Below are 23,032 nucleotides of genomic sequence, written 5' to 3'. Positions count from 1 at the left end.
GGGTATTGTCTGGTGATGTTACAGGTATCTTGTTGTTAGACGTAACACCACTTTCCTTGGGTGTAGAAACCTTGGGTGGTGTAATGACCAAGATTATTCCTCGCAACACCACAATTCCTACCAAAAAATCAGAAGTTTTCTCTACAGCCGTGGATGGTCAAACCAACGTAGAAATTCACGTCCTCCAAGGTGAGAGAGAATTTGCTAACGATAACAAGAGCTTGGGAACTTTCCGCCTTGATGGTATTCCTCCTGCACCCCGTGGCGTACCTCAAATCGAAGTTACCTTTGATATTGACGCTAACGGTATCTTGAACGTCACTGCTAAAGATAAAGGTACTGGTAAGGAACAATCAATTAGTATTACTGGTGCTTCTACCTTAGATAAGAGCGACGTTGAGCGCATGGTGCGTGAAGCCGAACAAAATGCCTCTTCCGACAAAGAACGTCGTGAGAAGATTGAACGCAAGAATCAAGCTGATTCTTTAGCTTATCAAGCTGAAAAACAACTGCAAGAACTAGGTGATAAAGTTCCTGAAGCCGACAAGACCAAAGTTGAAGGTTTGGTGAAAGAACTGCGGGAAGCTGTGGCTAAGGAAGACGACGAGCAAATCAAGAAGTTGACACCGGAATTGCAACAGGCGTTGTTTGCAGTTGGTAGCAATATCTATCAACAAGCTGGTGGTGCTGCTCCTGGTGCTGCTCCTGGTGATGGTGGTGCTACTCCTCCTAGTGATGGTGGTGATGATGTCATCGACGCTGATTTCACTGAAAGCAAGTAAGTGCAGAATAGAAAATCAGGATTAGTTTAGTATCAAGATGAAAGACCCAGTTTAGATAATAGACTGGGTTTTTTCAATTGAAGGCGAACACTGTAGAAATATTTTTTTGTTTCGCGCAGAGGCGCAAAGAAGGACGCGCTATGATTATGACTTTTGCAAGAGGTGAACCCAATTATCGGGAATCCTTTCTAAAAGTCCAGAACCAAAAATTTGATTCATGTTTAAGTAATCAAGATGGACATAACCAATGTGACAATGACAAGTTTGGTTAGTGCAAGGCTGGTCAGATAAAGCTGTTTCCCAATCAGAATCATAAATATTACCAATTGGTGATTTAATAAAATGACAACGGCGTATTGTCCCATCACCATCAACAGAAAACACTGATTTTCCAGTCCGACAAGAATGACCAAAGCTAGGATAATGTTTGGTATTTAATTCATATAATGGGTCGATAGATTGGAAAAACTCTCTGTCTGCTGGTGAAAGATTGGGGAGTTCAGCTTTGACAGCATTAATCCACAAATAAATTTGGTTTGGTAATTCTTGACGTAAGGCGGCTATTTCTGGTTGAAACTTGGGAAAACCGACAACTCCGACGCTAAATTTAACATTTTGGTGGTGTAATTGAAGGCATTTGGATAAAAAGCGATCGCGTGATACCCATTCTGAGTGAAAAGTAGCCCAAAGTGCTAATTTATCTTGATTACATTCCTCTACCCAATCTAGCTGACAAGAGAGATTAGTTTGAATTGCGGCTTTATTAACGTTGGGTAAATGGGTTAATTTTATCAAGGCTTGCTGATACCAAGAATGGATTAAGGCTTCTCCCCAAGGTGTAAATAGGATTGAAAATTGATGTTGGGGATGTTGAGAAATCCAATTGACAAACTTTTCTAAAGATTGTTTATCTATAACTAATTCTGCGGCTGTTTGTTGGCGTTTAGCAAAGGGACAATATTCACAGCCGTAGTTGCAACTAATTAAAGAACCGCGATAAAGGATGGTGATGTACATATTAGTTGAAAGATGAAAATACCCATTTTGAATTTTTAAATTATTCGGCTACTGTGCAGTAGTGATCGCCTCTTATAAATCAAGTTGTTTTTAATGATGATTTATATTTATTCATTAGCTATTAATCTCCAGAATTGTAGTCTATTGCTCCATATTCCTGGAGTGTATTGACAATTTCTTTATACAAATTACGTCGTTTTTTATTAAAAATAGAATTGTTATATTTGTTTAATGCAATGTGAAGAGGAGATTCACCTGAACGAGATATTTTATTAATATTTGCTCTGTTAGTAGCGAGTAACTCTACTATTTCTAAATTTCCCCATTCAATTGCTCTATGCAACGGTGTGTGTCCGAGAAAACTATCTAAAATATCCATGTCTGCACCATTTGATATCAAAAGTTCTGCAACTTCTCTACTATTGTTTGTAGAAGCATGATGCAAAGGAGTTCCTGTATTTATTTGTGTATTTACATCTTCGCCTCTTAATATCAAAAATTTTGCAACTTCTGTACTGTTATCAGATGCTGCATAATGTAGCAAGGCTATTTTTTCGTCAGCATTGAGAAAATCTTTGCCTCTATCAATCATGAATTCCACTACAGAACAGTGATCTCTCTTTACAGCCTTACGTAAAGGAGTTTCACCCTTGCTATCTTTAACATTATGATCTGCATTATTTTCAATTAAAAACTCTACAGTATCTCTTTGTCCATTAAGTGATGCTAAATGGAGTAATGATAAACCCGAATTACATCTTTGTGAATATTACCTCTTGGAGATAAGTAGGCTCTGATTGTATCTATATCTCCATAAAAAGCTGCTAAATGAACTCCCACTATTGCACCATGCTGTATTAGTGTTTCTATGACATCTTGATGCTGGTTAATTGTTGCGGCTAGAAGGGGGTTAAAAGTATCGTTCTCTTCAATTCCTAGATTAACATCCGCACCATATCTAATTAAAATTTCTACAATTTCTCTGTGTCCTTGTGCAGCCGCATAATAAATTGGTGTGGGACTATTAATCATTTTACGGGAATTCGGATCTATACCCTTATCTAAGAGCTTTTTAATTTTTTCAACATCTCCTTTTTCTGCTGCGTAGTGTATGCGTCCACGAGAATCTGCCAAAATCTCTAATAGCATACCCAGCATTAACCAAGTAATTGCAAAGTAACACCACCAATAGAAATATTTATCACTCAATTCTTCTCCACTAATCACAATTGCCAACATATAGATAATTTAAAACTCTACTATTTCAACTCATAACCCTGCATTAATTCCTGAACTTTCTCAGAAAATAACCACGCGCCGATAGTATCAGAACGTTCAATACCAAATTCAGTTAAGTGTAAACTATCTTCATCTTTCATCGCCAAATTTAAACTTAGCAATTCTGCAAGTTCGGGAAAATCAGCATCTACTTCACTAGCAAATCGCTGGCGATAATTAACAAAATTTAATCCTTCATCAGAAAGTAAAGATAATAAAATATATCGCCTACGTTGTTCTTCTGCATTTAGTTGAAAGCCGTAATGCGTGTATTCAAATAACTCATCGGCTGTTTGAATATATACTTGCAAAATATCACGAATTCCCTTTGCTCCCACCGCATATTCGTTAGAGTAGTGCAGAGTATTGGTGTAGGAACGTGCGCCGCAACCTAAACCAATCATCCCGTCGGCTTGACAGCAGTAGACGGGGGAGGGGAAAGTGTGGGGAGTGTGGGGAGTGTGGGGAGATGAGGGAGGAGGGGGAGACAAGGGTGAGGGGGTAGACAAGGGTGAGGGGGTAGACAAGGAAGTGGGGGGAGAAAAATTGCTACCTTGTCCACCTTGTCCCCCTCGTCCACCTTGTCCCCCTCGTCCACCTCGTCCCCCTTGTCGAAACATCCGCATGGAAACTTGGGTATATCCTTGCGATAATAGAAGCGATCGCCCTTCGCGGTAACAAGCTAAACGAATATCGTCCCATTCTTTATCTGTGCGTCCCAAACCTGTTAACGGCCGTACATATAAGGGATATAGATAAATTTCTTCTGGTTGAAAGCGCAAGGCAGTATGTATTGATTGCAACCAAGTATCGACAGTTTGACCGGGTAAACCGTAAATCAAATCAATATTCAAAGTGGGAAATCCAGCTTGTTTTATCCTTGTCAATGCTGCTTCTACTTGAGTATTAGATTGACGACGCTGGGTTGCTAAAACTTCCGACTCAATGAAACTTTGGACACCAATACTAACACGGTCAACGGAGTGCGATCGCAAAAGTTTTAACTTTTCTTCAGTTGCGGTTTCTGGTGAAACTTCCACAGAAATGGGAATTTCCCGTAACTTTGCACCCATTGTATTTTCCGCAATATCAAGAACAGTTGCGAGATGCTGAATGGGTAACTGAGTCGGAGTTCCCCCACCAATAGCGAACCTCGCAAATGACGCATCACCCAACACCGCTTTCATCCGTTGCGCTTGTCGCTGTAATGTGCGGACATATTGACTGATAAAATCTTCATTGTGACTGACTGTGGTAAACAAATTGCAGAAACCACAACGCATTTCACAAAACGGTATATGTATATAAAGAAATAACGCTTGTCTATCTTGCTGCATCCAAAGTTCGGGGAGATATATCGGTGGCGTGAAAGGACGATAAGCTGTTTTGTGGGGATAAGAATAAACGTATGCTTGATACGGAGACTGGGCAATTTTTGATTTGAGATTTTGGATGGTTAGCATAGGATTTAAAAGGAATTAATTCTCACGCAAAGGCGCAAAGGCGCAAAGGCGCAAAGGATATTTCTGCGTCTATACTAGAGGTTTTTATAAAATAAACTCTGCATAGGGAACAGTCCAAACAACAGGATGGCTGAGTCGATGTCCAGTGTAACCATCTTCACCATAAGTTGTCCCGTGGTCAGAACAGAGAATGCAAAATGTAGAATGTCTTTGGCGTATAATATTCCAGAGTTTAGCCAATTGACTATCTACATATTCCAAAGCTGCGGCGTGAGATTCAATGGTGTCGATTTTATCCTTAGCATTGGGAAGGTAAAAGTAATTTGGCTGATGCAAAGCGGAAATATTGATAAATAAAAATAGGCGTTGATGACTTGGCGTTTTTTCTAAAATCTCTCGCGCCAGATTTACCTGATTTTCTGTAGATTTAGGGTGAGTAACACCTAATTCTGGACTCCAGTAACTTTCAGCAAACATCCCAGGAATTACATTACCTAAAGGATTGCGTTTGTTAAAAAAGCCTACGCCACCAATACAAACTGTATGATATCCTTTAGCAGCTAATCCGCTAACAATATTTGAGCCATCTAACACACAAGTTTTATCAGTTGTGGTGGTACTTCCTTCAAATCCTAAAGCAAAAATTCGGGGGTGAATTCCTGGCGTTATCGGAGTAGGTAAAAAGCCAGCGAAAAAAGCATGATGCGCCGCGTAAGTGAAATTTCCTGGTGAATGGCGTTCTTCCCAACCTGTTTTGGGTAGAACTTTTGCTAAATTAGGCGTGTGTCCTTGTGCGAGTAATTTTTTAGCTACATCATAACGCAGTGTATCTAGAGTAATAAATAAAATATCGTGATTTCCTACGATTTGATTCATGTTGAACATAGTTAGGGGGTGAGGGGATGAGGGGACAAGGGAGACAAGGGAGACAAGGGGGACAAGGGGGACAAGGTGGAGAAAAATCAATAAAAAAATGGGAAATATAAAAGGAGAGAGTAAAGGGTGTTTGATTTGTGAATCAAAAGTCATTCTATAGTCATGAAGATTTGATTATATTTCAGTTGGCGTTTGAAACAGCAATGACAATTTTTGAAATGTCGCAAAAATTTCCTCAAGAAGAAAAATATTCTTTAACGGATCAGATTCGTCGTTCATCTCGTTCTGTTTGCGCTAATTTAGCAGAGGCTTGGAGAAAACGAAGATATAAAGCTGCTTTTATTGCTAAACTTAGTGATTGTGAAGCTGAAGCTGCTGAAACTCAAGTATGGATTAAATTTGCTGTTAAATGTTCCTACATAGATATTCAGCAAGGTAGAGAATTATATAAAAACTACAATCAAGTCCTTAAAGGCTTAGTCAAAATGATTAACAATCCAAATCAATGGATTATCGGCAAATAATCTCTCTTTTCTCTACCTTGTCTACCTTGTCCCCCTTGTCTACCTTGTCTACCTTCCCTAATCTCCCTTGTCCCCCTTGTCTCCCTCGTCTCCCTTGTCCCCCTTGTCCCTTCCCAAAACAGCCTTAACTTCACTCGTATAAGTATCCATTCCATTAAATAAAACTCCTGGTAATAAATCGCCAAAAGCATTAATCTCTAAAATCGCGTGAGTTTTCCAATCAGGTAAAATTAGTAAATCAACTCCGCAATATAAACTATCAGGAAATAACGCTGCTGCTTGTTCACAAGTTCGCTTCATCATCTCCCAATTTTCAACACCAATTTTTGCTAAAAACTCCTCTGTATCTCCCCGTTCATTTCCTAAATGTAAATTTGTCATCGGACTTTTACCCAAGCGAACAACTATATGTTGTGCTTCACCATTAATCACCACCACGCGCACATCAAAACCGCATCCTTGTAAATGTGCTTTGGGTAGCCATTCTTCAACTTGTACGCCTTCTGCTGTCAAGATATTGATGATATCGGCGATTTCTTCACGGTGGGTATAGTGACTAATTTTTCGGGAATTGTAAAGTAGAGTTTCGCCATTTTCTCGCACTCGTTCGACGGTGGTAATTGCTGATTCAAAACGGGAATTTACACGATAAGCAACGACTCCAGAAGCGGCGGAAGCGTGGGAAAGTTTGACAAATACTCGTTCTATTCCCTGGGTTTGCATTTGTTCGCGCAAGTGTTCGTAATTGTGAATTTTACCTAGAGAACGAGGAACGGGTATATTGTTACGGCTGAATCTTTCGTGACAAGCTGGTTTGTCAAACATAACTGCGATGTCTTGGGGATGGTTCATAAACTCACCCTGGAGGGGAGTAAGTTGAGATTCCCATTTTTGCAGGAGATATCGCCAGCCTAAATACCACTGTCGCGGGTAGAGAATGCGTCCTTTATCGAATTCTAATTCCATAGCTTCGCCGGGACTGATGCGTTGATGTTGTCCGTTATCTGATACATTGAAACCTGCGGCGATGATGGCTTTATCGATATCAAAGTTTTTCTCAGGAGAATCGAAGCGAATAATAGTGTTGGGTGCGTTGAATTGTGCGAGGGTTTGTTTACCGGAAATTAAATCTGCGTAATCTATTACGGTAGCTGGTGGTAAGTTGAAATGAGTTAGTGCTTGTTGGAGGAAACCGACACGGCGATTTTCAGGGTTGGCGATAAGGATAAAGTTGAGCGGTTGTTCTGAATTTTTATTCATACAAAGCACAGTATCGTGATTCACTACAACCTCTATAAACTTCACTTTCTTGTGCATCTACAATTACCTGACAGTTAAGTTGTAACAATCGTTGAACCATACCTTCTGATAAGCAGTTATTAGAAATATTGAGTGTATGAAGCTGATTGATGGCTGGACAGTTTAACAAAGCCTGTGCGCCGCGTTCGCTTAAATTTCCCTTTGATAAATCAAGCACTAAAAGACGTTCTATAATTGGTGACTGCACTATTTTCTCTGCAAGCAGATCAGAAAATTCACTGCTACGAAGTCCCAAATAAGCCAATTTGGGAAATTTTTCACCATCTAAAATTGGCTTTAATACATCCATAACAAATGTTGAGTGAGGTAGCTGTCTACCAAGCCATAGTTCTAGGTATTCTAAATTTGGTAATTCCAAAGCACAAATTTGAGCAAAATTGTCAGAATTAATATCTGCTGTTTCTATAATCAGTGTTTTGAGATTTTCATGTTTGAAAGATTCGCATTCTAAGAGGTACTGATAAAATTGACCTCGGACTTTTAGTAATTGCAAGTTAGGAAATGCTTCTAAAATCGGACGAATATCAAAAATTGCGAGTTTGGATTTGCGATATTCGTGTTGTTCTGTGTCTCCGATAAATAATGCTTGCAGATTTGGCAGTTGTTCGCAAGCATCACAGATGGCTTCTAAGACAATTCCAAATGAAGTATTATCATTAGAGTAACTATATCCTATTTTGCAAATCAAAGCTTGAAGTTGACTAATTTGAGTATCTTGCAAGAGCCTATTAAAAGGTTCTAAATTTATACTTTGGCTGCAATTTTCTGTTTGAAACTGAATCGCATACGCATAACTTATAGGGTCTGCAATACCAACTTGAGGATTAAATTCTTGGTATTTCCAATTTTCTAGTTTAATAAAAAATTGATTATAACTCTCTGACATTAAAACCTCCATACCTTTACTTTGCGATCTACACCACCGCTTACCAATGTTTGCCCATCGGGACTAAGTGCTAATGAACGAATTAATCCTGTATGTGCTGAAAATGAAAATATTTTCTTACCTGAAGTTACATCCCAAACTTTAATATTTTGGTCGCCAGCAGTTAAAAAAGTTTGACTGTTAGGACTGAATACAATAGAACGCACCCAGTCAGCATGACCATAAAAAGAAAATAATTGTTTTCCGGTTTGCATATCCCAAATTTTGATTCTTTGGTCACTACCACTAACCAAATAATGCCCATTTGGACTAATTGCTAGGGAACGAATTGACTGTGAATGTCCTTGAATTTTCCAAATTTCACGTCTAGAATTTATGTCCCAAATTCTAATATGTTTATCTTCGCCTCCACTGATTAATAATTTGCCATCAGGAGATATACAAAGAGCATATATTGAGCAAGAATGCCCTTCTAAAGTAGCAATTTCTTCACCCCAATTCCACTGCCAAACTTTAATAATTCCATTTCCATCTGCACTAAAAAAGCTTTCTCCGTCTGGGTGTACAGCCAAAGCATAAATTACATTTGAATGTTTGCTTAATTTACCCAGATATTTACCCTTACTTATATCCCAAAGCATGATAATTTTATCTGCACCAGCACTAACCATCTTTTGTCCATCAGGACTAATGGCTATCCAATTAATATCGCCATTGTGATGATGATTAAAGCGCAAATCAAATTTTTCTTCTCCTGTTTCTAAGTTCCAAACCTTTGGCGAATTGATACTTTGATGGCGGTTATCACCTGCACCACATACTAAAGTTTTAGCATCTGGGCTAATAGCTAAAGAATGAACTTGTGGATAATATGCTTGTAATGTGCGATCGCACCGAAAAAACTCATAAATATTAAAGTCTTTCAGGGCTTGTTTGACGGATGGTTCAGGACGCAATCGCAAAATATTATAAGCTGACAATTTCACCTGTCCCGACTTATTTTTTAAGGCTTGAATCACTATCTCTAAACCCGCATCGCCATAATTCAACGCCTCAGAAAGCGCAGAGATTTGCGCCTCAACTACCCCACTTTGCAACCGATTTTGCACCCCCTCAAGTCCCCCTAAAACCACGCCACTGACGGGAGGCGGTAGTTCTCCACCAAGCACTGCATCAAATTCTCTGGGTTGATTTGGATTTTTGTTCATCTTGGGTTTTCCTGAGTTTTAAAATATCTGCAACGCATCAAATTTATATATAACCCCTGTATTCTTGTACTATTTTGAGGTAGAGTTTATTCCCAGACTGAGTAATAGCGATCGCTAAACTGAGAATCTGCAATTACTCGACATTTCAACTCAGAAAGTTGCTCAATTATATCTTTATGTAAACGATTTCCTGAAACATCGAGAGTATGGAGGCGATCAACTGCTGGAGAATTTAATAAAACATCTCCATTACTGAAATTTCCATCTGTTAATTCAAGTATCTTCAAATTTTCTATAATTGGGGAATTAACGATAGCTTGAGCTACTTCGTTCAGATTTCCACATTGTCTTATTGCTAAGTATGCTAAGTTAGGGAAAAATTCACCTGAAAGCATAGGGGCTAAACTATCAATATTAATTTTGCTGAAGTTGCTTCTATTTAGCCATAACTCAAAGTATTCTAAAGACGGTAAATCTAAATTGCAAACTTTCGCTAAATTATCATCAGATATACCATCAGCATCAACAATCAGAGTTTTTAAACTTTCATGTCTCAACGATTTGATAGGAATATTAGAATTATTTTGATGATTCCGAACTTGTACTATCTTTAGTTCAGGTTTTAAAATATCTTCCTTCACCATACACCCGCGTATGTGCAGTAACTCTAAATTAGGATAAGCTTTTAACAGGGGATGAATACTATATACATTGATATTTGATTCTTGATATTTAATATTAATTAAATCACAGCGATCGCCAATTAATAATGCTTTCAGATTTGTCAGTAACTTCTGAGCATTAACAAGTGCGTCAGTTAAATCTTTGAAAGCGGTTTTAATATCTGGCTCTCTGTAATACATTTCGCATTTAATTGCTTCTATATCCTTAGCTTTAGAGTCTTTAAGCAACCGCGATAATCTATCTGTACTCTGCACACGATATGCTCTACCTATCGGGTTGTGTATCCTACGTTCATAATAAGCATTATCCCAATCTTGAAATGTAGTTAAAACTAACCAAGGGTCATAATCTAGTAATGCCTGTTTTCCTTTACTACCTGCTTTGCGTAGTAAATAAACAGCACAATCATGTATTGGATCTGAAGCGTCATATAACGCTTCAATAATCAAATCTACTCCTGGATCACCATATTGCAACGCATCTTCAAGGGCTGCAATTTTAATTTCTTCATCTTCACTATCGAGACGCTTTTTAACTCCCTCAATTCCTCCCAAAACTACAGCATGATTTTGTTTTTGCGACTCTCCACCAAGTACCGCGTCAAATTCTCCAGGGTGATTTGAATTGTTATTCATCTAAGATTTCCTGACATTAATTAATGTTGAATGTTGACTGACTGTTTAACTTAACTTATTCCCAAGTTGGATAATAACGATGATAGGGTTTTTGTCACTTAGTATTTACTTGGTGCTGAGGTTTAAATAACTAATCACAAATGACAAATGAAAATTATCAATTACTCAGCCACAGAACAATATCGACCATGAATATAGCTATCCTCGTCTTCTTCTTTCTGATTATTTGCTATGACACGCACATCCAAACCAGATAATTTCTCAATCATTTCCTCAGATAAAAAGTTTTCCGAGACATTGAGAATATCTAGATAATTAATCGCCTCACAATTAATTAACTCTTCTGCACCTGCATCACTCAAAGTTCCTAGCGAAAGGTCAAGGACGCTGATAGAGTTAAGAATTGGGGAAGTTACAATCGCACTGGCTATTTCATCGCTAAATTGACTATTACATAATCCTAAATAAGTTAATTTGGGAAACTTATCTGCAAAAATAATTGGGTGTACATCTTCAAGCCAACAGGTTCCGCCATAATCTTCACAGCCAAACCATAATTCTAAATGTTCTAATGCTGGCAGATTTAAATTACAAATCTGTGCAACGGTATCCCGACTTAACCCCCCAGTTTCTACAATTAATGCTTTGAGATTATCGTGTTTGATTGGTGGGCTAAATTGTAAACCGTCTCCACCACGAACTTGTAAAACTTCGAGTTGGGGATATGCTTGTAAAATAGGACTAATATCACTTTGTTGAATCCATGAAATTTCACATTCTTCACTCAAAATATCGCCCAGAAAAATAGCCTTGAGGTTGGGTAAATATTGCTTGATATTAACTAAAGCTTGGATAATTACACTTGCATTATTTTCATAAGTGTCTGTCCATAAACCTAATACTAAAGCCTCCAATTTTTCGGCGTTGGGTGCTTGAGCAAGTTTACTAAGTTTGTCGGCTAAATCCTCTTCATAGTCATCATAGGAACATCGTAGGGCATAAGCTTGATTAACAGGTTCAGTAATACCTCTATTTGCATTAAATTCTACCACTTGCCGATTAGCAAATTGAGCGGTATGACAACCTAAATACCGAGTCAATCTTTCTTCTAACTTCCAAGGTTTATATGTTTGCAAAGCTTGTTTAATTTGCGATTCTGTTCTTGGCTTTAATAGTCGATAAGCAAAACGTTCTACTAATCTTGATTCATCTTGCAAACCTTGAATTAAAACATCCAACCCAGCGTCACCATATTTCAAGGCTTCGCTCAGTGCGGCTATTCGCACATTCACCACAGGATTTGATAAACAACGCTTAATTCCCTCAATTCCTCCCAGCACAACCCCATCTATAGGCGGTGGTGATTGTCCTCCCAATACAGCATCATAATCTTGGGGTTGATTTTGATTGTTAGTCATGTTGCCTCACCTGTTGAGTTTTATTAGGGGTATACAAAGTTTGTCTATTGGAACTGGGTGTAGGGGTTTAAGGGTGTATGTATTCAATCTCCATTGCCTTGTTCTGCCTATACATTTATATGCTGGACATACTGTTCTTGAGAATTGTGCAATCTTATTTAAAGTAGTGCATTTGTTCTAGTATAATTGATTTGTGCTGATTGACAATTGCCGTTTACAGGCAAAAGTGATACAACGAAGTAGTTGCGTATTGCTGTAAAACCTAGAAAATATCAATATTTGAGTTATGGCAGAGTATCAAAAAATTGAGTATCGCATTGGTAAAGACGGCAAAATTACTGAGACTGTAATTAATGGTTCTGGTGTAAGTTGTACGAATGCAACATCGGGAATTGAAGGTGCTTTAGGAGAAGTGGAAAGCCAAGAACTGCTGCCTGAATATTACGAAGGAGAAGAAAACGCCACAGGAACAGAACAACAGTCTCTCAAGCAAAAATAGGAGGGGCGGAAATGATTGCAGATATCTTATCAGATATCCAAGATATAGGAATGTTTTCTGTAGAAAGTTTGGTTGTGATAGCGATCGCAATTTGTTCCCCATTGTTGATAACTCTAATTATCAATGGTGCGAAAATCCTGCAACTCAACAAGCAATCTCAAATTCAACTCCTAGAAGCTGAAATCCTGACTTGGCAAGAAAAAAACTTAGAATTAGCCCAAAAACTCACCCAAATTACTGCTGAAAAAGAAGCACTACACCAAGAAGGCTTGCGACTGCATCAAGAATTGCAACAGCAGCAAATTCAACTCACCGCAGAATTTCGCGTCGCCACCTTTGAACAATTGCAGACATTACTAACCAACTATCCCAGCATTCATCAAATGGTGAGTGTGAAACCCGAATTACCTGCCAAAAATTTGCTTTCTATGTTTACCCCTCTAGATAACCTCCTTAGTAAATGGGGTTACGAACTCATCGGTAAACCTTGGGAACAAGTACCTTATAACTCCCAACTTCATCAACCAGACAAAGCTGATATTACTGAAGGTGAATTGGTTTACATCCGATTTGTCGGTTATCAGCATCAAGGGAGAATTCTTTGCCCTGCTAAGGTGAGTCGGACTTTACCGGGGGGGAGGTGAAGGAAGGGGATGAGGGAGACAAGGGGGACGAGGGGACAAGGGAGATTAGTCTGTAACAATAACCAATGACAAATGACCAATGACAAATGACTAATAACTAATGACTACAGTAATAATTGATTTTGGTACGAGTAATACTGTTGTTTGTACCACGGATTTGATTACGCAAAAGCCTCGGACTTTGCGATTTGAGGGGATGTCGCGGCGGTTTGAGGTGGGGGTGGAACAGGTAAGTGTTGTACCAAGTTTGGTGTTTGTTGAGGGACACAATAGCATTTTGTTTGGTGAAGGGGTACGCGCTAAACGCTTGGGGTTCGCCCAGCCAGAACGCTGTTTTCGGGCTTTCAAAAGGGATTTAGCGGCTGATTTTGTCCCACCTCCACGACTGTTGGATGGTAATAGTTATAGTGCAGAGATTATTTCAGAATTGTTTTTGAAAGAGATTTGGCAGCAAGTTGAACAGCAATTGCAACCAAGTCACGTTATCTTTACCGTTCCTGTGGGTGCATTTGAAAGGTATCTTGACTGGTTTCGGGATTTGGGCGATAAACTCAATATGCCCACAGTGCAAATTGTGGATGAATCAACAGCCGCCGCCCTTGGTTATGCCGTCAAGCGTCCTGGTAGTGTGGTTTTGGTGGTGGATTTTGGTGGCGGAACTCTGGATTTAAGTTTAGTGCGGACTGTCAGTGTTGCAGCCGAACAGCAAGCCATACGCGCGGAAGTTCTCGCCAAGTCGGATGCTTTTATTGGCGGTGTTGATATTGATACTTGGATTGTAGAACATTATTTACACAAAATCGGTTCTTCCCGTGAGGAAGTCGGGGAAATCGGTTTTATGAATTTATTGGAAGTAGCAGAAAGGGTGAAAATTCAACTTTCCACCACAGATTTAGCCAAGGAAGCTTGGTTTGATGATGAAAATTTTATGTCTCATGAATTACAGTTACATCGAGACGAGTTAGGGGAAATTTTAGAAAATCAACAACTATTAGAACAGCTAAGACAAGCCATCGATGAAGTATTAGCGATCGCACTTGCTAAAGGTATCAGCAAATCATCCATCGAACAAGTTTTACTCGTCGGCGGTACTTGTCAAATCCCGGCGATTCAACAATTAGTAATTTCTTATTTTGGTAGACAAAAAGTCAAGTTAGATAAACCCTTTGAAGCTGTCGCACATGGCGCATTAGCATTAAGCGAAATGACAGCCATTGATGATTATCTCCATCACAGTTACGCGATTCGCCTTTGGGAACCCCACAGCAAAACTTATTCTTATTTGACTTTAATTGAAAAAGGCGCAAAATATCCAGGGGCGCGTTCTGAAGCTTTAACTTTGCAAGTAGCTATTGAAGGACAGCGAGAAATTCGCCTTGATATTGGCGAAGTTGCCGAAGTTTCCCAAGCGGAAGTTGCTTATGATGAACAAGGCAGAATGACGAGTAGCCACTTAATCAAACAAGACAGCTATCGTTCTTTAGAAACCCATCATCAACAAGTATGTGTCGCCTATCTGGAACCACCAGGAAAAACCGGAATCGACAGAATTCAAGCACAATTTGAAGTCAACGAACAACGGGTATTAGTAGTAACAGTTAAGGATTTATTGACAGGGAAAATGTTAGTAAATAGAGGTGCGATCGCTAAACTCAAATAATCATGCGATCGCCTGACCTTAGTAATGGGGAATACTAAGTAGTAGGCTTAATACTAAAAACCTGATGAAAGAAAATTATAATCGCCCCAGAGTGTATGATGCTGTGCTTGGCTGTCAAGAAAATGTGCCTCCTGGTGCTGTAGTCTTAGGGGGACTAGAAGGCGTTAAAAGACGCTTGGCACATCCGATAATTGAACAAAGAATTGCCGCACTAGAAGACGCACTCAAGTATGGCGAAGCAGGTTTAGAACTGGTAATCTGGGCGTTAGATGATAAATTATGGAAAGTACGCCAAGCAGCTTATTCACTATTAGTTTCTCGACAAGAGACTATAGTGCAAGAAATACTACAAGAATATAGCCATAAAATTGATAGATATGATGCTTTTGTGGCGATGGCGCGTACTGGTAGCGTGTCTGATATTGATACACTGATGGATAATTTAGAACATGATCGGAATAGCGCAACCTGTAAGTTAGTTGACTACACCCTGGGTTTAGTGAATACCCCTGAAGGTAAAGACCGAATTCGACATTATCTTTTCAACGGTACGCAGATACAGCGTAACTATGCAGCACTTTACTTTAAACGGCAGGGTATCACAGATATTCTACGAGAAGCAGTCAGCCAAGGCTGCATTGATAGAGTACAAGCATTTTCTAAATGAAAGATGCACTAAGTATTCTTAGTTAAGTTAAACAACTAATTTCAGGATAGCAAGTTACATAAAATACAAAATAATCAGCGCGATCGCATTTTCTCAATTGGGAACACTAGTATGAGTGTGGAGGAGAAAAATTATGCCGGAAAATCCCAATCAGCCACGAGAATATGATGCTGTACTAGGAGGACAAGCAGCACCTCCTGTAAATGGTTTAGTTCTAGGCGGAATTGCAGGTATTCAAGATCGTATTTTCGATCATAATCTAGAAACGAAAATCGCTGCCATGACCTCAGCGATCGCTTATGGTGATGCAGGTTTAGAGTTAGTCATTCAAAGTTTACAAAATGAAACCTTAGACTTAAAAATAGTAGGATATAAGTTATTACATCAAAGAAAAAAGTTACTGTTGAACAGATTATTGCAGCGTTCAATCCATACCATTATAAATTTTTTGAATGCTTAACTACTTTCACCGGACATACATCTGATATCTATGGCATAGCATTGAGTCCCGATGGTGAAACTATTGCGAGTGGCAGCCATGATAAAACTATCAAATTGTGGCATATTCCCACCAGTCAATTAATCTGCACATTAAGCGAAGGTTTATCAGCACCTTATGGAATAGCATTTAGTCCAGATGGCAAGAATTTGTATGCTAATAACTGGAATAAAATAAAACTTTTTAATTTAGAAACTCAGAAAGAAATCCAAACACTTCAAGGACATTTTGATGCTGTTGTATCTCTTGTTGTTACTCCTGATGGAACGCTGATTAGTTCTGGTAAAGATAAATTGATTTATGTTTGGGAATATTTTCATTCATGGCAATATGATGTTTTAGGAGAGCATCCTTGTTACGTTTGGGGAATGAATACTGTTAAGGTTGCTCTGAGTATGGATGGTAAAATTTTAATTAGTTGTAGTGCCATTGATAGGACAATTAAAATTTGGGACTGGAAGCAAAGACAACAAATTACAACGCTAGGAAATGAAACATTAGGTTTAAATAATTATGAGCCTGGACTTTCTTGTGTTGCTATTAGTCCAGATGGAAAAGTTGCTCTTGGTGGAGGAGGAAATCAAATTGATGTTTGGGATATAGAAACCAACCAGAAAATTTATACAATTACCCTAGAAGTAGATAATGATATTCAGTCATTATGTGTTAGTAAAGATGCTAAAGCTTTCTATGGTGGTTTAAAGAATGGCGTGATTAGAATTTGGAATTTACTTACAGGTGAAATAATTCACGATTTAGAAGGACATTTAGGCGTTGTGTGGTCTATGGCTTTGAGTCCTGATGGCAAAACTCTTGTGAGCAGCAGTCTTGATAGAACTATCAAAATTTGGGGAATATCAGAGTAACTTCAATATAAGTTAATTGTGTCTATCTTCCATCACTTCATTTGCTTTAAATTTAAATCTTTGCGCTTCAAATATTCTCTTAACTGTCTTAACTTTCCTTGTCATAATCCCCTGTGAGTATTACTATAAAAAACTGATAAACAGTAAATATCATTGCTTTCATAATGAGTACAAAATCTGAATTACAGCGATGATAAATAGCAAGGAATAGACATTATGTCTGATATCAAAAAAATTGGCTCATCTTGGATCATGAATTGGTTTTTTGGTTTTAGCCAGACTCCGACCAACGAAGATAGTAACATTTATATGAAAGCTGTTTTGTGTTGTGCTAAAGCAGACGGATTTCTATCACCCGAAGAAAAGGAATGGGCGTTAGGATTCTGTGCATCTTGGGGAGTGGAAGATTGGGTGATTGAAGATTTAAAAAACTATGAAGCTAATGAACCTATAGAAGAAGTAATTGCTCGTTCTCCTCAAGTATCTATGGCACAGAGAGATATAATTTTATCTGCGATTTGGGTTTCTGCTGCTGGTGGAGAATATCATGAACAGGAAAAAGCCAAAATTCGGAAAATGGCTAATATTTTAGGAGTAACAGAAGACGTAGTAGAGCAGTTAGAGCAGTTATATCAAGAAGAATCAGCACTACGACAAAAACGCCTCAAGCTTTTATATCCCCAAGAAAGCCCTTACTAAAAATTACTTGTTTAAGTGAAGACATAACCTAAATTTGGGAACACTGGTATGAGTTAGAAATAAAAATCGATGCCAGATGATATCAATCAACCACGAGAATATGACGTAGTGCTTGGTGGACAAAATCTTCCACCAATCGATGGTGTGGTGTTAGGCGGAATCGAAGGCGTTAAGCTTCGTCTTGATAGTGTTCATTCGCAGGAAGTTAGAATTGCTGCTTTATCAGATGCTCTCAAATATGGTGAAGAAGGTCAAGCACTGTTGCAGCAGATTGTTTTAACTGAAACGGGAAACTTACAGTGGTTAGCTTACGATTTACTATTTAATTCTGCTACAGAAAATCAAAAACAAAATTTACTACAATATATTCCTTTACAGTCGGCAGTAGGTGTAGACTATAGGAGTTTACGTAACTTATTAGCATCTGGAGAATGGCTACAAGCAAACTTAGAAACGGGTGAAAAAATACAGGAAGCTGTAGGGAAGAAATCTCAAACTTATTTCGACTTTCGCGATCTTGTTAATTTATCACAAACGGATCTGCGGACAATTGATCAACTGTGGGTAAGATTTAGCAATAATCATTTTGGCTTTAGCGTACAAAAAAGAATATTATTAGAGGAAGGTTGTCATTTTTGTGAACGTGGTGATTATAACACCCATTTTTACAATCCTAAAGTTAGAGATGTCAGGCATAGTATTTATATTACTTACAAAAAATTAGGATGGCTTTCATTAACGCTTGATAAATCTAAATTTACTTTTGAGAAAGCACCTATAGGTTCTCTACCCACGATTACTGGCAAAGATATAATCGGGGGATGGAATTATGAAATTACGCTAATGTATCGTTCAGATTTATAAAAATAGTAAGGTTTTAGATACCCGAATTATCGCAGAAGTCGGGTATCTTGATTATCACGAATATAAATTAAACCCAACGCCCGACAACTACCCGCACAGTGCCATCTGCTAATACTTCTTCATTTTCAACATTAAAGCCTTGTTCTTGCACTGTTGTCATCAAGGTTTTATAAGCATATTTGTGGCTAATTGAGTTAACAAATTGTTGTTGATTAATTTTTGCGCCCCAAAAGTCGGCTACTATTTCGTAATTTTCCCCATTGCGGCGAAAGCCCAAATCATAACCGTTGTTTTGGCGAATTACATACTCGGCTTGAGTGGTATTTCCTTGATATCCCCGGACATTCGTATTGCACTCAACTTGATAACCTAATTCTTGCAAAACTTCATGCAGAATTTCACCGCGTTTGATTTGTACTTTGATGGTTGTGAAATGAGACATAATTCCAATTTGGGATTTTAGATTTGGGATTTTGGAGTAAAAAACCGCAGATTTTTCTATTTTAATCAATCTCTAATGAGCCGATACCTTTTTGGTTTGAGTATTGTTTTAATTCCTCTACTAATTGAATATCGTTTGAGGCTGCCCTTGCGCCGGCTTGTGCGGCCCATTGCTTTAAGGCTTCGATTTGGTCACGGGCGATCGCAGCTAAGGGTACAGTCTGCGCTATTGCCTGTAAAATATCTTCTGTATTGAAGTCTCGTCTTTGCCCTTCTATTCTTGTGGAAAATGCTTGGTGCATAGCATCAATAATTACTTGCTCAATTTCTGCACCACTGAAGTTTTGTGTTTGTTTCGCCAAGGAAGTTAAATTAAATTCTCGCAGGCGGTTGGGACGTAACCTTTGCAAATGCACTTTAAAAATCTCTTGGCGTTCTGTTTCTGTCGGTAAATTTAAAAAGAAAATCTCATCAAATCTGCCTTTACGTAACAACTCGGCTGGTAATATCTGCACATTATTGGCAGTAGCAACAATAAAAACTGGGCTGGTTTTCTCCTGCATCCAAGTAATTAAACTGCCAAAAACCCGCCGCGATGTCCCCGAATCACCATCAATCCCACTGGTAATATTGCCAAAGGCTTTGTCAATTTCATCAATCCACAATACACAAGGTGCCATTGCTTCGGTTATCTGAATCATTTGGCGGACTCGGCTTTCACTTTCACCAACAATTCCACCAAATAACCGCCCAGAATCTAACCTCAGTAGGGGTAAACGCCATTCATGGGCAATAGTTTTAGCTGAAAGAGATTTACCTGTTCCCTGTATCCCCACCAGTAACATCCCCTTGGGATTAGGAATACCGTAGCGTCTGGCTTCTTCTGTAAAAGCATCTTGGCGCATCAATACCCATTGTTTGAGTTGATCTAATCCCCCGACACGTTTGAGTGATTCTTGGGGTGTGAAAAACTCTAAAATGCCGGTTTGGCGAATGGCTTGTTTTTTCTCTTCTAATACACCATCAATATCAGACTCATTTACCTGCTGTTTAGCGGCTAAAGCTTTTGCCAAAACTCTAGAAATGCGAGTGCGGCTTAAACCTTGGCAAGCTTTAATTAATTGTTCTCGCGCCAAGCCAGCAATATTTAATTTATCTGGAACGACTAACTGAGTAATTAAATAATCGATTTCGCTGACACTGGGTAAGGGAAAATCAACAACTGTCACTTCTTGCAGTAGTTCATCGGGAAGTTCTAAAGTATGACTGGTGGTGATGATAGTTTTACGCGATCGCTTTAACTCCCGTGCTAAGTTGCGTAATTCCCTGACAATGGGTGCATTCTTCTCGGTAGTAGGATTTTTCACAAACGGATGCAAATCTCGCAGCACAAACATCGCTGCTGTTTGCGAGTCAGCTTTGGCAATGCGTGATAAAGCCGCCATCACAGAACCTTTATCTGCACCATTGTCACTCCAACCCGCACAATATCCCAAAATAACACCTGTCGTTGCGGCGCAGAACGTGATGCAACTTGCAACAGCACTTCTTCCACAGGTTCTTCTTCCACAGAAATCACATACAGTAAGGGATACCGCGCCCGTATCATCAAATCAAGCTGTTCTATTAAGGAGACGTATTGTTGATTCTCTCGGCTGTGAGTTGAATCTCCTTTTCCATTAAGGGGTGCGCCAGCCATCATAAGTAAGCCCTTATCCCTCAGTGATTTAGTTGTCTTATTTAATACTATAATTCCTTTTTTTCTAAAGTAGTACAAATTCACTAAAACAATAACTGAAGCAGGCCAATCCCAATAAACTCCTAAGAAACGCATTTTTCTTCCCTTATACCCCTACACCCTTACACCCCTATACCCCTGTCTTGAGAGTAAACAAGCAGTGAAGGGCATTTGAGTAATTGTTGGAAATTTTAGTTGACGAATCCGATATATCGCAATATATTGAATATAGCGATAACGATATATCGTGATAGGTCAAACAAACACAAGGAGTTACATATGTTTAGACAATTTCATGCACATTTTCCCAGACCAGCCCACGCTGGAGAAGGAATTGGTCATCAATTCTTCATGAGTGGAAGACATGGACACGGAAGAGGTGCGTCTGGTGGTGGTTGGGGAGACGAACCCCGCAACCGTCGCGGAGACATCAAATTTATGTTGTTGGGGCTATTATCGGAACGTCCCCAGCACGGTTATGAATTGATTAAAGAACTAGAAAACCGTGGCGGGGGCTTTCGTCGTCTTAGCCCAGGTTCCGTCTATCCAACGCTTCAGATGTTGGAAGAAGGCGGTTATTTAACTAGTGAACAAGTCGAAGGTAAGCGTGTCTACACCATTACAGAAAGTGGTAGACAATTACTGGGCGATCGCCAACAACAGGCTGATTTCAAAAACCCTCATGACAGGTTTAAAGAAGACAAACCTTCAGAATTGATAGAGTTGCGGCGTAGTTTTACAGAATTAAACGATGCTGTCATCCAAATTGCTCGGAGTGGGAATTTAGAACAAGCCTCGCGAGTAAAAGATTTACTGGTGCAGGTAAAGCGTGAGATTTACAAATTACTTGCTGAATAGTGAATTAAAGAGGTAACAAAAAATATGTCAAATGTGATGAATTGCCCAACTTGTGGTGCGGTCTGTCGTGTTGTGAGTCAAGATAATGAAAGTTCACCTCAACTGCAAGCATTTTCTCAGGCTGATGCAGAGAAGAAAATTGAGCAGTTAAAGAAAACTATCCAACATCTCCAAGAAACTCTCCGCACCGAACGAGCTAAGACAAAGAGCCAAGATAGCGAACGATAAAACCAATTCGCAATTCGCAATTCGCAATTCGCAATTAATTCAGCCACCCACCAGGAGCGTTAGCGTAGCGGGACGCAAGCCCGGTTTTGAACCTATCTTTTTTCGATAAAATTTAATTACCCAACTTTTGAATAAGTTGGATAATTGAATTAAAAGACAGCAGTGATAATTTTGCTGTCAATGAGCAAGCTTACAAGTATTTTTGCAACAATAAAGCTAACTTTTCTTTTGTCGCCGCAGGTGCTTTAGCTAAGTTGGTCAAAATTGCATACTTCAAAGCAGAATGTGCTTCACTGTGAGGTGGGTTTTCACTCAAGCGACGCACGGTTTCTTGAATCACTTTTTGCGCGTTCACAGCGTTGCGTTGTAAATTACCAATCACCATTTCCACAGTGACGCTATCATGGTCGGGATGCCAACAATCGTAATCTGTAACTAGTGCTAATGTTGCATAGGCGATTTCGGCTTCCCTAGCTAATTTAGCTTCGGGTAAATTAGTCATACCGATGATAGTTGCACCCCAACTGCGATAAAGATTAGATTCCGCCTTCGTGGAAAATGCTGGCCCCTCCATACAAACATAAGTACCGCCACGATGTAAGGTAACATCTGGTAGATTTAAAGAGGCGATCGCTTCTGCTAATACCGCCGCTAAATTTTGGCAAATCGGCTCACCAAAAGCAATATGCGCCACAATTCCCTCACCGAAAAAAGTGGAAATGCGGTTTTTAGTTCTATCAATAAACTGATCTGGTACTACCATATCTAGTGGTTTTACTTGTGCTTGTAAGGAACCCACAGCACTAGCAGAAATTAGATACTCCACACCTAACTGTTTCATTGCATAGATATTGGCACGGAAAGGTAACTCGGAAGGTAATAAAGTATGATTACGTCCGTGACGTGCTAAAAAAGCTACCTTCACACCATCCAAATCTCCCAAAATTAACGCATCAGAAGGCGAACCAAAAGGTGTATCAATGTGCATTTCCTCCACATCTTTCAAGGCTGCCATTTGATATAAACCGCTACCACCAATAATCCCAATTTTTGCGATCGCCATAAGTTATAACCTATTGCTTACTAATATGCCTAGTTATTCTACCGAAAAGGCGAGTATCAGAGGAGGCATGAAAATCATAACTCTTGATTTATCATGATTCCGTATCGCCACCAATGTCAAACTTTATAAAAAAATTGTTATTTTAATCTCAATTAATAGAAATATAAGTTTAAGACTTTGGTGGATGATATGCAAATTACTAGTATTTCAACCCC

General features: G+C 39.0%; 24 protein-coding genes and 2 pseudogenes. 12 read left to right on the top strand and 14 right to left on the bottom strand.

Translation table 11 applies throughout. From position 1 onward, the window contains the following. Positions 1-782 (top strand): Hsp70 family protein (locus CV014_RS23505; RefSeq protein WP_236144232.1); only part of this gene is annotated, 782 nt, incomplete at its 5' end. Between the two features lie 144 nt (positions 783-926). On the opposite strand, the gene CV014_RS23500 is transcribed toward CV014_RS23505, so the two are convergent. The 6 genes and pseudogenes from CV014_RS23500 to CV014_RS23480 all read right to left on the bottom strand — a co-directional run bounded on the left by CV014_RS23500 (position 927) and on the right by CV014_RS23480 (position 5,416). Then, positions 927-1,799: an STM4011 family radical SAM protein gene (locus CV014_RS23500; protein ID WP_236144231.1), complete on the bottom strand. Its 873-nt coding sequence runs from the start codon at positions 1,797-1,799 to the stop codon at positions 927-929. A 121-nt stretch (positions 1,800-1,920) separates the two neighbouring features. Continuing rightward, positions 1,921-2,391 carry an ankyrin repeat domain-containing protein gene (locus CV014_RS23495; RefSeq protein ID WP_236144230.1) on the bottom strand — a complete coding sequence of 157 codons (471 nt, stop codon included), beginning with the start codon at positions 2,389-2,391 and terminating at the stop codon, positions 1,921-1,923. A 36-nt stretch (positions 2,392-2,427) separates the two neighbouring features. Next, a pseudogene (locus tag CV014_RS30725) lies at positions 2,428-2,511 on the bottom strand (hypothetical protein); the annotation flags it as partial. A 14-nt stretch (positions 2,512-2,525) separates the two neighbouring features. Continuing rightward, entirely contained in the window at positions 2,526-3,038 is a 513-nt protein-coding gene (locus tag CV014_RS23490) for an ankyrin repeat domain-containing protein (protein WP_236144229.1), read from the bottom strand. A 20-nt stretch (positions 3,039-3,058) separates the two neighbouring features. Next, complete coding sequence (locus tag CV014_RS23485) at positions 3,059-4,540, bottom strand: STM4012 family radical SAM protein (RefSeq protein ID WP_236144228.1); 1,482 nt, start codon at positions 4,538-4,540, stop codon at positions 3,059-3,061. Positions 4,541-4,624: 84 nt separating this feature from the next. Next, positions 4,625-5,416 (bottom strand): STM4013/SEN3800 family hydrolase, encoded by a 792-nt coding sequence (locus CV014_RS23480; protein WP_236144227.1) that lies wholly within the window; start codon positions 5,414-5,416, stop codon positions 4,625-4,627. A gap of 137 nt (positions 5,417-5,553) precedes the next feature. Here CV014_RS23480 and CV014_RS23475 point away from each other — a divergent pair, with 137 nt between their 5' ends. Continuing rightward, on the top strand, positions 5,554-5,940 hold the full coding sequence (locus CV014_RS23475) for a four helix bundle protein (protein ID WP_236144226.1): 387 nt from the start codon (positions 5,554-5,556) through the stop codon (positions 5,938-5,940). Positions 5,941-5,997: 57 nt separating this feature from the next. Here the strand turns inward: CV014_RS23475 and CV014_RS23470 are convergent, their stop codons facing one another. The 5 genes from CV014_RS23470 to CV014_RS23450 all read right to left on the bottom strand — a co-directional run bounded on the left by CV014_RS23470 (position 5,998) and on the right by CV014_RS23450 (position 12,091). After that, complete coding sequence (locus CV014_RS23470) at positions 5,998-7,200, bottom strand: STM4014 family protein (protein ID WP_236144225.1); 1,203 nt, start codon at positions 7,198-7,200, stop codon at positions 5,998-6,000. Beyond that, positions 7,193-8,146: a HEAT repeat domain-containing protein gene (locus CV014_RS23465; RefSeq protein WP_236144224.1), complete on the bottom strand. Its 954-nt coding sequence runs from the start codon at positions 8,144-8,146 to the stop codon at positions 7,193-7,195. Before CV014_RS23465 ends, CV014_RS23470 begins: the two co-directional genes overlap by 8 nt. Then, positions 8,146-9,354: a WD40 repeat domain-containing protein gene (locus tag CV014_RS23460; RefSeq protein ID WP_236144223.1), complete on the bottom strand. Its 1,209-nt coding sequence runs from the start codon at positions 9,352-9,354 to the stop codon at positions 8,146-8,148. The genes CV014_RS23465 and CV014_RS23460 overlap by 1 nt, the downstream gene beginning before the upstream one ends. A gap of 86 nt (positions 9,355-9,440) precedes the next feature. Beyond that, a complete protein-coding gene (locus CV014_RS23455) occupies positions 9,441-10,673 on the bottom strand; it encodes a hypothetical protein (protein WP_236144222.1) in 1,233 nt (410 codons plus the stop codon). Positions 10,674-10,834: 161 nt separating this feature from the next. Then, complete coding sequence (locus tag CV014_RS23450; RefSeq protein ID WP_236144221.1) at positions 10,835-12,091, bottom strand: STM4015 family protein; 1,257 nt, start codon at positions 12,089-12,091, stop codon at positions 10,835-10,837. A 286-nt stretch (positions 12,092-12,377) separates the two neighbouring features. Between CV014_RS23450 and CV014_RS23445 the strand changes: the two genes are divergently transcribed. The 8 genes from CV014_RS23445 to CV014_RS23410 all read left to right on the top strand — a co-directional run bounded on the left by CV014_RS23445 (position 12,378) and on the right by CV014_RS23410 (position 18,489). Then, entirely contained in the window at positions 12,378-12,590 is a 213-nt protein-coding gene (locus CV014_RS23445; RefSeq protein ID WP_062294520.1) for a DUF2997 domain-containing protein, read from the top strand. Positions 12,591-12,601: 11 nt separating this feature from the next. Then, positions 12,602-13,234 (top strand): hypothetical protein, encoded by a 633-nt coding sequence (locus CV014_RS23440; RefSeq protein ID WP_236144220.1) that lies wholly within the window; start codon positions 12,602-12,604, stop codon positions 13,232-13,234. Positions 13,235-13,334: 100 nt separating this feature from the next. Continuing rightward, positions 13,335-14,894, top strand: a complete 1,560-nt coding sequence (locus tag CV014_RS23435; protein WP_236144219.1) for an Hsp70 family protein — start codon at positions 13,335-13,337, stop codon at positions 14,892-14,894. A gap of 64 nt (positions 14,895-14,958) precedes the next feature. Continuing rightward, entirely contained in the window at positions 14,959-15,561 is a 603-nt protein-coding gene (locus CV014_RS23430; RefSeq protein WP_236144218.1) for a hypothetical protein, read from the top strand. Between the two features lie 133 nt (positions 15,562-15,694). Then, positions 15,695-16,021, top strand: coding sequence for a hypothetical protein (locus tag CV014_RS23425; RefSeq protein ID WP_236144217.1), 327 nt, complete (start codon positions 15,695-15,697; stop codon positions 16,019-16,021). 41 nt (positions 16,022-16,062) lie between these two features. Then, complete coding sequence (locus CV014_RS23420) at positions 16,063-16,926, top strand: WD40 repeat domain-containing protein (RefSeq protein ID WP_236144216.1); 864 nt, start codon at positions 16,063-16,065, stop codon at positions 16,924-16,926. A gap of 216 nt (positions 16,927-17,142) precedes the next feature. Further along, positions 17,143-17,625 carry a TerB family tellurite resistance protein gene (locus tag CV014_RS23415; RefSeq protein WP_236144215.1) on the top strand — a complete coding sequence of 161 codons (483 nt, stop codon included), beginning with the start codon at positions 17,143-17,145 and terminating at the stop codon, positions 17,623-17,625. 69 nt (positions 17,626-17,694) lie between these two features. Then, a complete protein-coding gene (locus CV014_RS23410) occupies positions 17,695-18,489 on the top strand; it encodes a GUN4 domain-containing protein (RefSeq protein ID WP_236144214.1) in 795 nt (264 codons plus the stop codon). Positions 18,490-18,556: 67 nt separating this feature from the next. On the opposite strand, the gene CV014_RS23405 is transcribed toward CV014_RS23410, so the two are convergent. Continuing rightward, complete coding sequence (locus CV014_RS23405; protein ID WP_236144213.1) at positions 18,557-18,931, bottom strand: DUF1257 domain-containing protein; 375 nt, start codon at positions 18,929-18,931, stop codon at positions 18,557-18,559. Positions 18,932-18,992: 61 nt separating this feature from the next. After that, positions 18,993-20,539, bottom strand: a pseudogene (locus CV014_RS23400) (AAA family ATPase). A gap of 408 nt (positions 20,540-20,947) precedes the next feature. Between CV014_RS23400 and CV014_RS23395 the strand changes: the two are divergent. Next, positions 20,948-21,526 carry a PadR family transcriptional regulator gene (locus CV014_RS23395; RefSeq protein WP_236144212.1) on the top strand — a complete coding sequence of 193 codons (579 nt, stop codon included), beginning with the start codon at positions 20,948-20,950 and terminating at the stop codon, positions 21,524-21,526. 24 nt (positions 21,527-21,550) lie between these two features. Beyond that, entirely contained in the window at positions 21,551-21,754 is a 204-nt protein-coding gene (locus CV014_RS23390) for a hypothetical protein (RefSeq protein ID WP_236144211.1), read from the top strand. A 190-nt stretch (positions 21,755-21,944) separates the two neighbouring features. On the opposite strand, the gene CV014_RS23385 is transcribed toward CV014_RS23390, so the two are convergent. After that, complete coding sequence (locus CV014_RS23385; RefSeq protein WP_236144210.1) at positions 21,945-22,817, bottom strand: S-methyl-5'-thioadenosine phosphorylase; 873 nt, start codon at positions 22,815-22,817, stop codon at positions 21,945-21,947. Positions 22,818-23,032 lie beyond the last annotated feature (215 nt).

The organism is Nostoc sp. CMAA1605 (genome assembly GCF_021596505.1).
Taxonomy (GTDB): Bacteria; Cyanobacteriota; Cyanobacteriia; order Cyanobacteriales; family Nostocaceae; genus Trichormus.
This window is presented reverse-complemented; position numbering and strand designations above follow the sequence as displayed.

Excerpts from the sequence above, each read along its gene's own strand:
- CV014_RS23500 (WP_236144231.1), bottom strand. The coding sequence starts at position 1,799 with ATGTACATCACCATCCTTTATCGCGGTTCTTTAATTAGTTGCAACTAC.
- CV014_RS23495 (WP_236144230.1), bottom strand. The coding sequence starts at position 2,391 with ATGATTGATAGAGGCAAAGATTTTCTCAATGCTGACGAAAAAATAGCC.
- CV014_RS23490 (WP_236144229.1), bottom strand. The coding sequence starts at position 3,038 with ATGTTGGCAATTGTGATTAGTGGAGAAGAATTGAGTGATAAATATTTC.
- CV014_RS23485 (WP_236144228.1), bottom strand. The coding sequence starts at position 4,540 with ATGCTAACCATCCAAAATCTCAAATCAAAAATTGCCCAGTCTCCGTAT.
- CV014_RS23480 (WP_236144227.1), bottom strand. The coding sequence starts at position 5,416 with ATGAATCAAATCGTAGGAAATCACGATATTTTATTTATTACTCTAGAT.
- CV014_RS23470 (WP_236144225.1), bottom strand. The coding sequence starts at position 7,200 with ATGAATAAAAATTCAGAACAACCGCTCAACTTTATCCTTATCGCCAAC.
- CV014_RS23465 (WP_236144224.1), bottom strand. The coding sequence starts at position 8,146 with ATGTCAGAGAGTTATAATCAATTTTTTATTAAACTAGAAAATTGGAAA.
- CV014_RS23460 (WP_236144223.1), bottom strand. The coding sequence starts at position 9,354 with ATGAACAAAAATCCAAATCAACCCAGAGAATTTGATGCAGTGCTTGGT.
- CV014_RS23455 (WP_236144222.1), bottom strand. The coding sequence starts at position 10,673 with ATGAATAACAATTCAAATCACCCTGGAGAATTTGACGCGGTACTTGGT.
- CV014_RS23450 (WP_236144221.1), bottom strand. The coding sequence starts at position 12,091 with ATGACTAACAATCAAAATCAACCCCAAGATTATGATGCTGTATTGGGA.
- CV014_RS23445 (WP_062294520.1), top strand. The coding sequence starts at position 12,378 with ATGGCAGAGTATCAAAAAATTGAGTATCGCATTGGTAAAGACGGCAAA.
- CV014_RS23440 (WP_236144220.1), top strand. The coding sequence starts at position 12,602 with ATGATTGCAGATATCTTATCAGATATCCAAGATATAGGAATGTTTTCT.
- CV014_RS23435 (WP_236144219.1), top strand. The coding sequence starts at position 13,335 with ATGACTACAGTAATAATTGATTTTGGTACGAGTAATACTGTTGTTTGT.
- CV014_RS23430 (WP_236144218.1), top strand. The coding sequence starts at position 14,959 with ATGAAAGAAAATTATAATCGCCCCAGAGTGTATGATGCTGTGCTTGGC.
- CV014_RS23425 (WP_236144217.1), top strand. The coding sequence starts at position 15,695 with ATGCCGGAAAATCCCAATCAGCCACGAGAATATGATGCTGTACTAGGA.
- CV014_RS23415 (WP_236144215.1), top strand. The coding sequence starts at position 17,143 with ATGTCTGATATCAAAAAAATTGGCTCATCTTGGATCATGAATTGGTTT.
- CV014_RS23410 (WP_236144214.1), top strand. The coding sequence starts at position 17,695 with ATGCCAGATGATATCAATCAACCACGAGAATATGACGTAGTGCTTGGT.
- CV014_RS23405 (WP_236144213.1), bottom strand. The coding sequence starts at position 18,931 with ATGTCTCATTTCACAACCATCAAAGTACAAATCAAACGCGGTGAAATT.
- CV014_RS23395 (WP_236144212.1), top strand. The coding sequence starts at position 20,948 with ATGTTTAGACAATTTCATGCACATTTTCCCAGACCAGCCCACGCTGGA.
- CV014_RS23390 (WP_236144211.1), top strand. The coding sequence starts at position 21,551 with ATGTCAAATGTGATGAATTGCCCAACTTGTGGTGCGGTCTGTCGTGTT.
- CV014_RS23385 (WP_236144210.1), bottom strand. The coding sequence starts at position 22,817 with ATGGCGATCGCAAAAATTGGGATTATTGGTGGTAGCGGTTTATATCAA.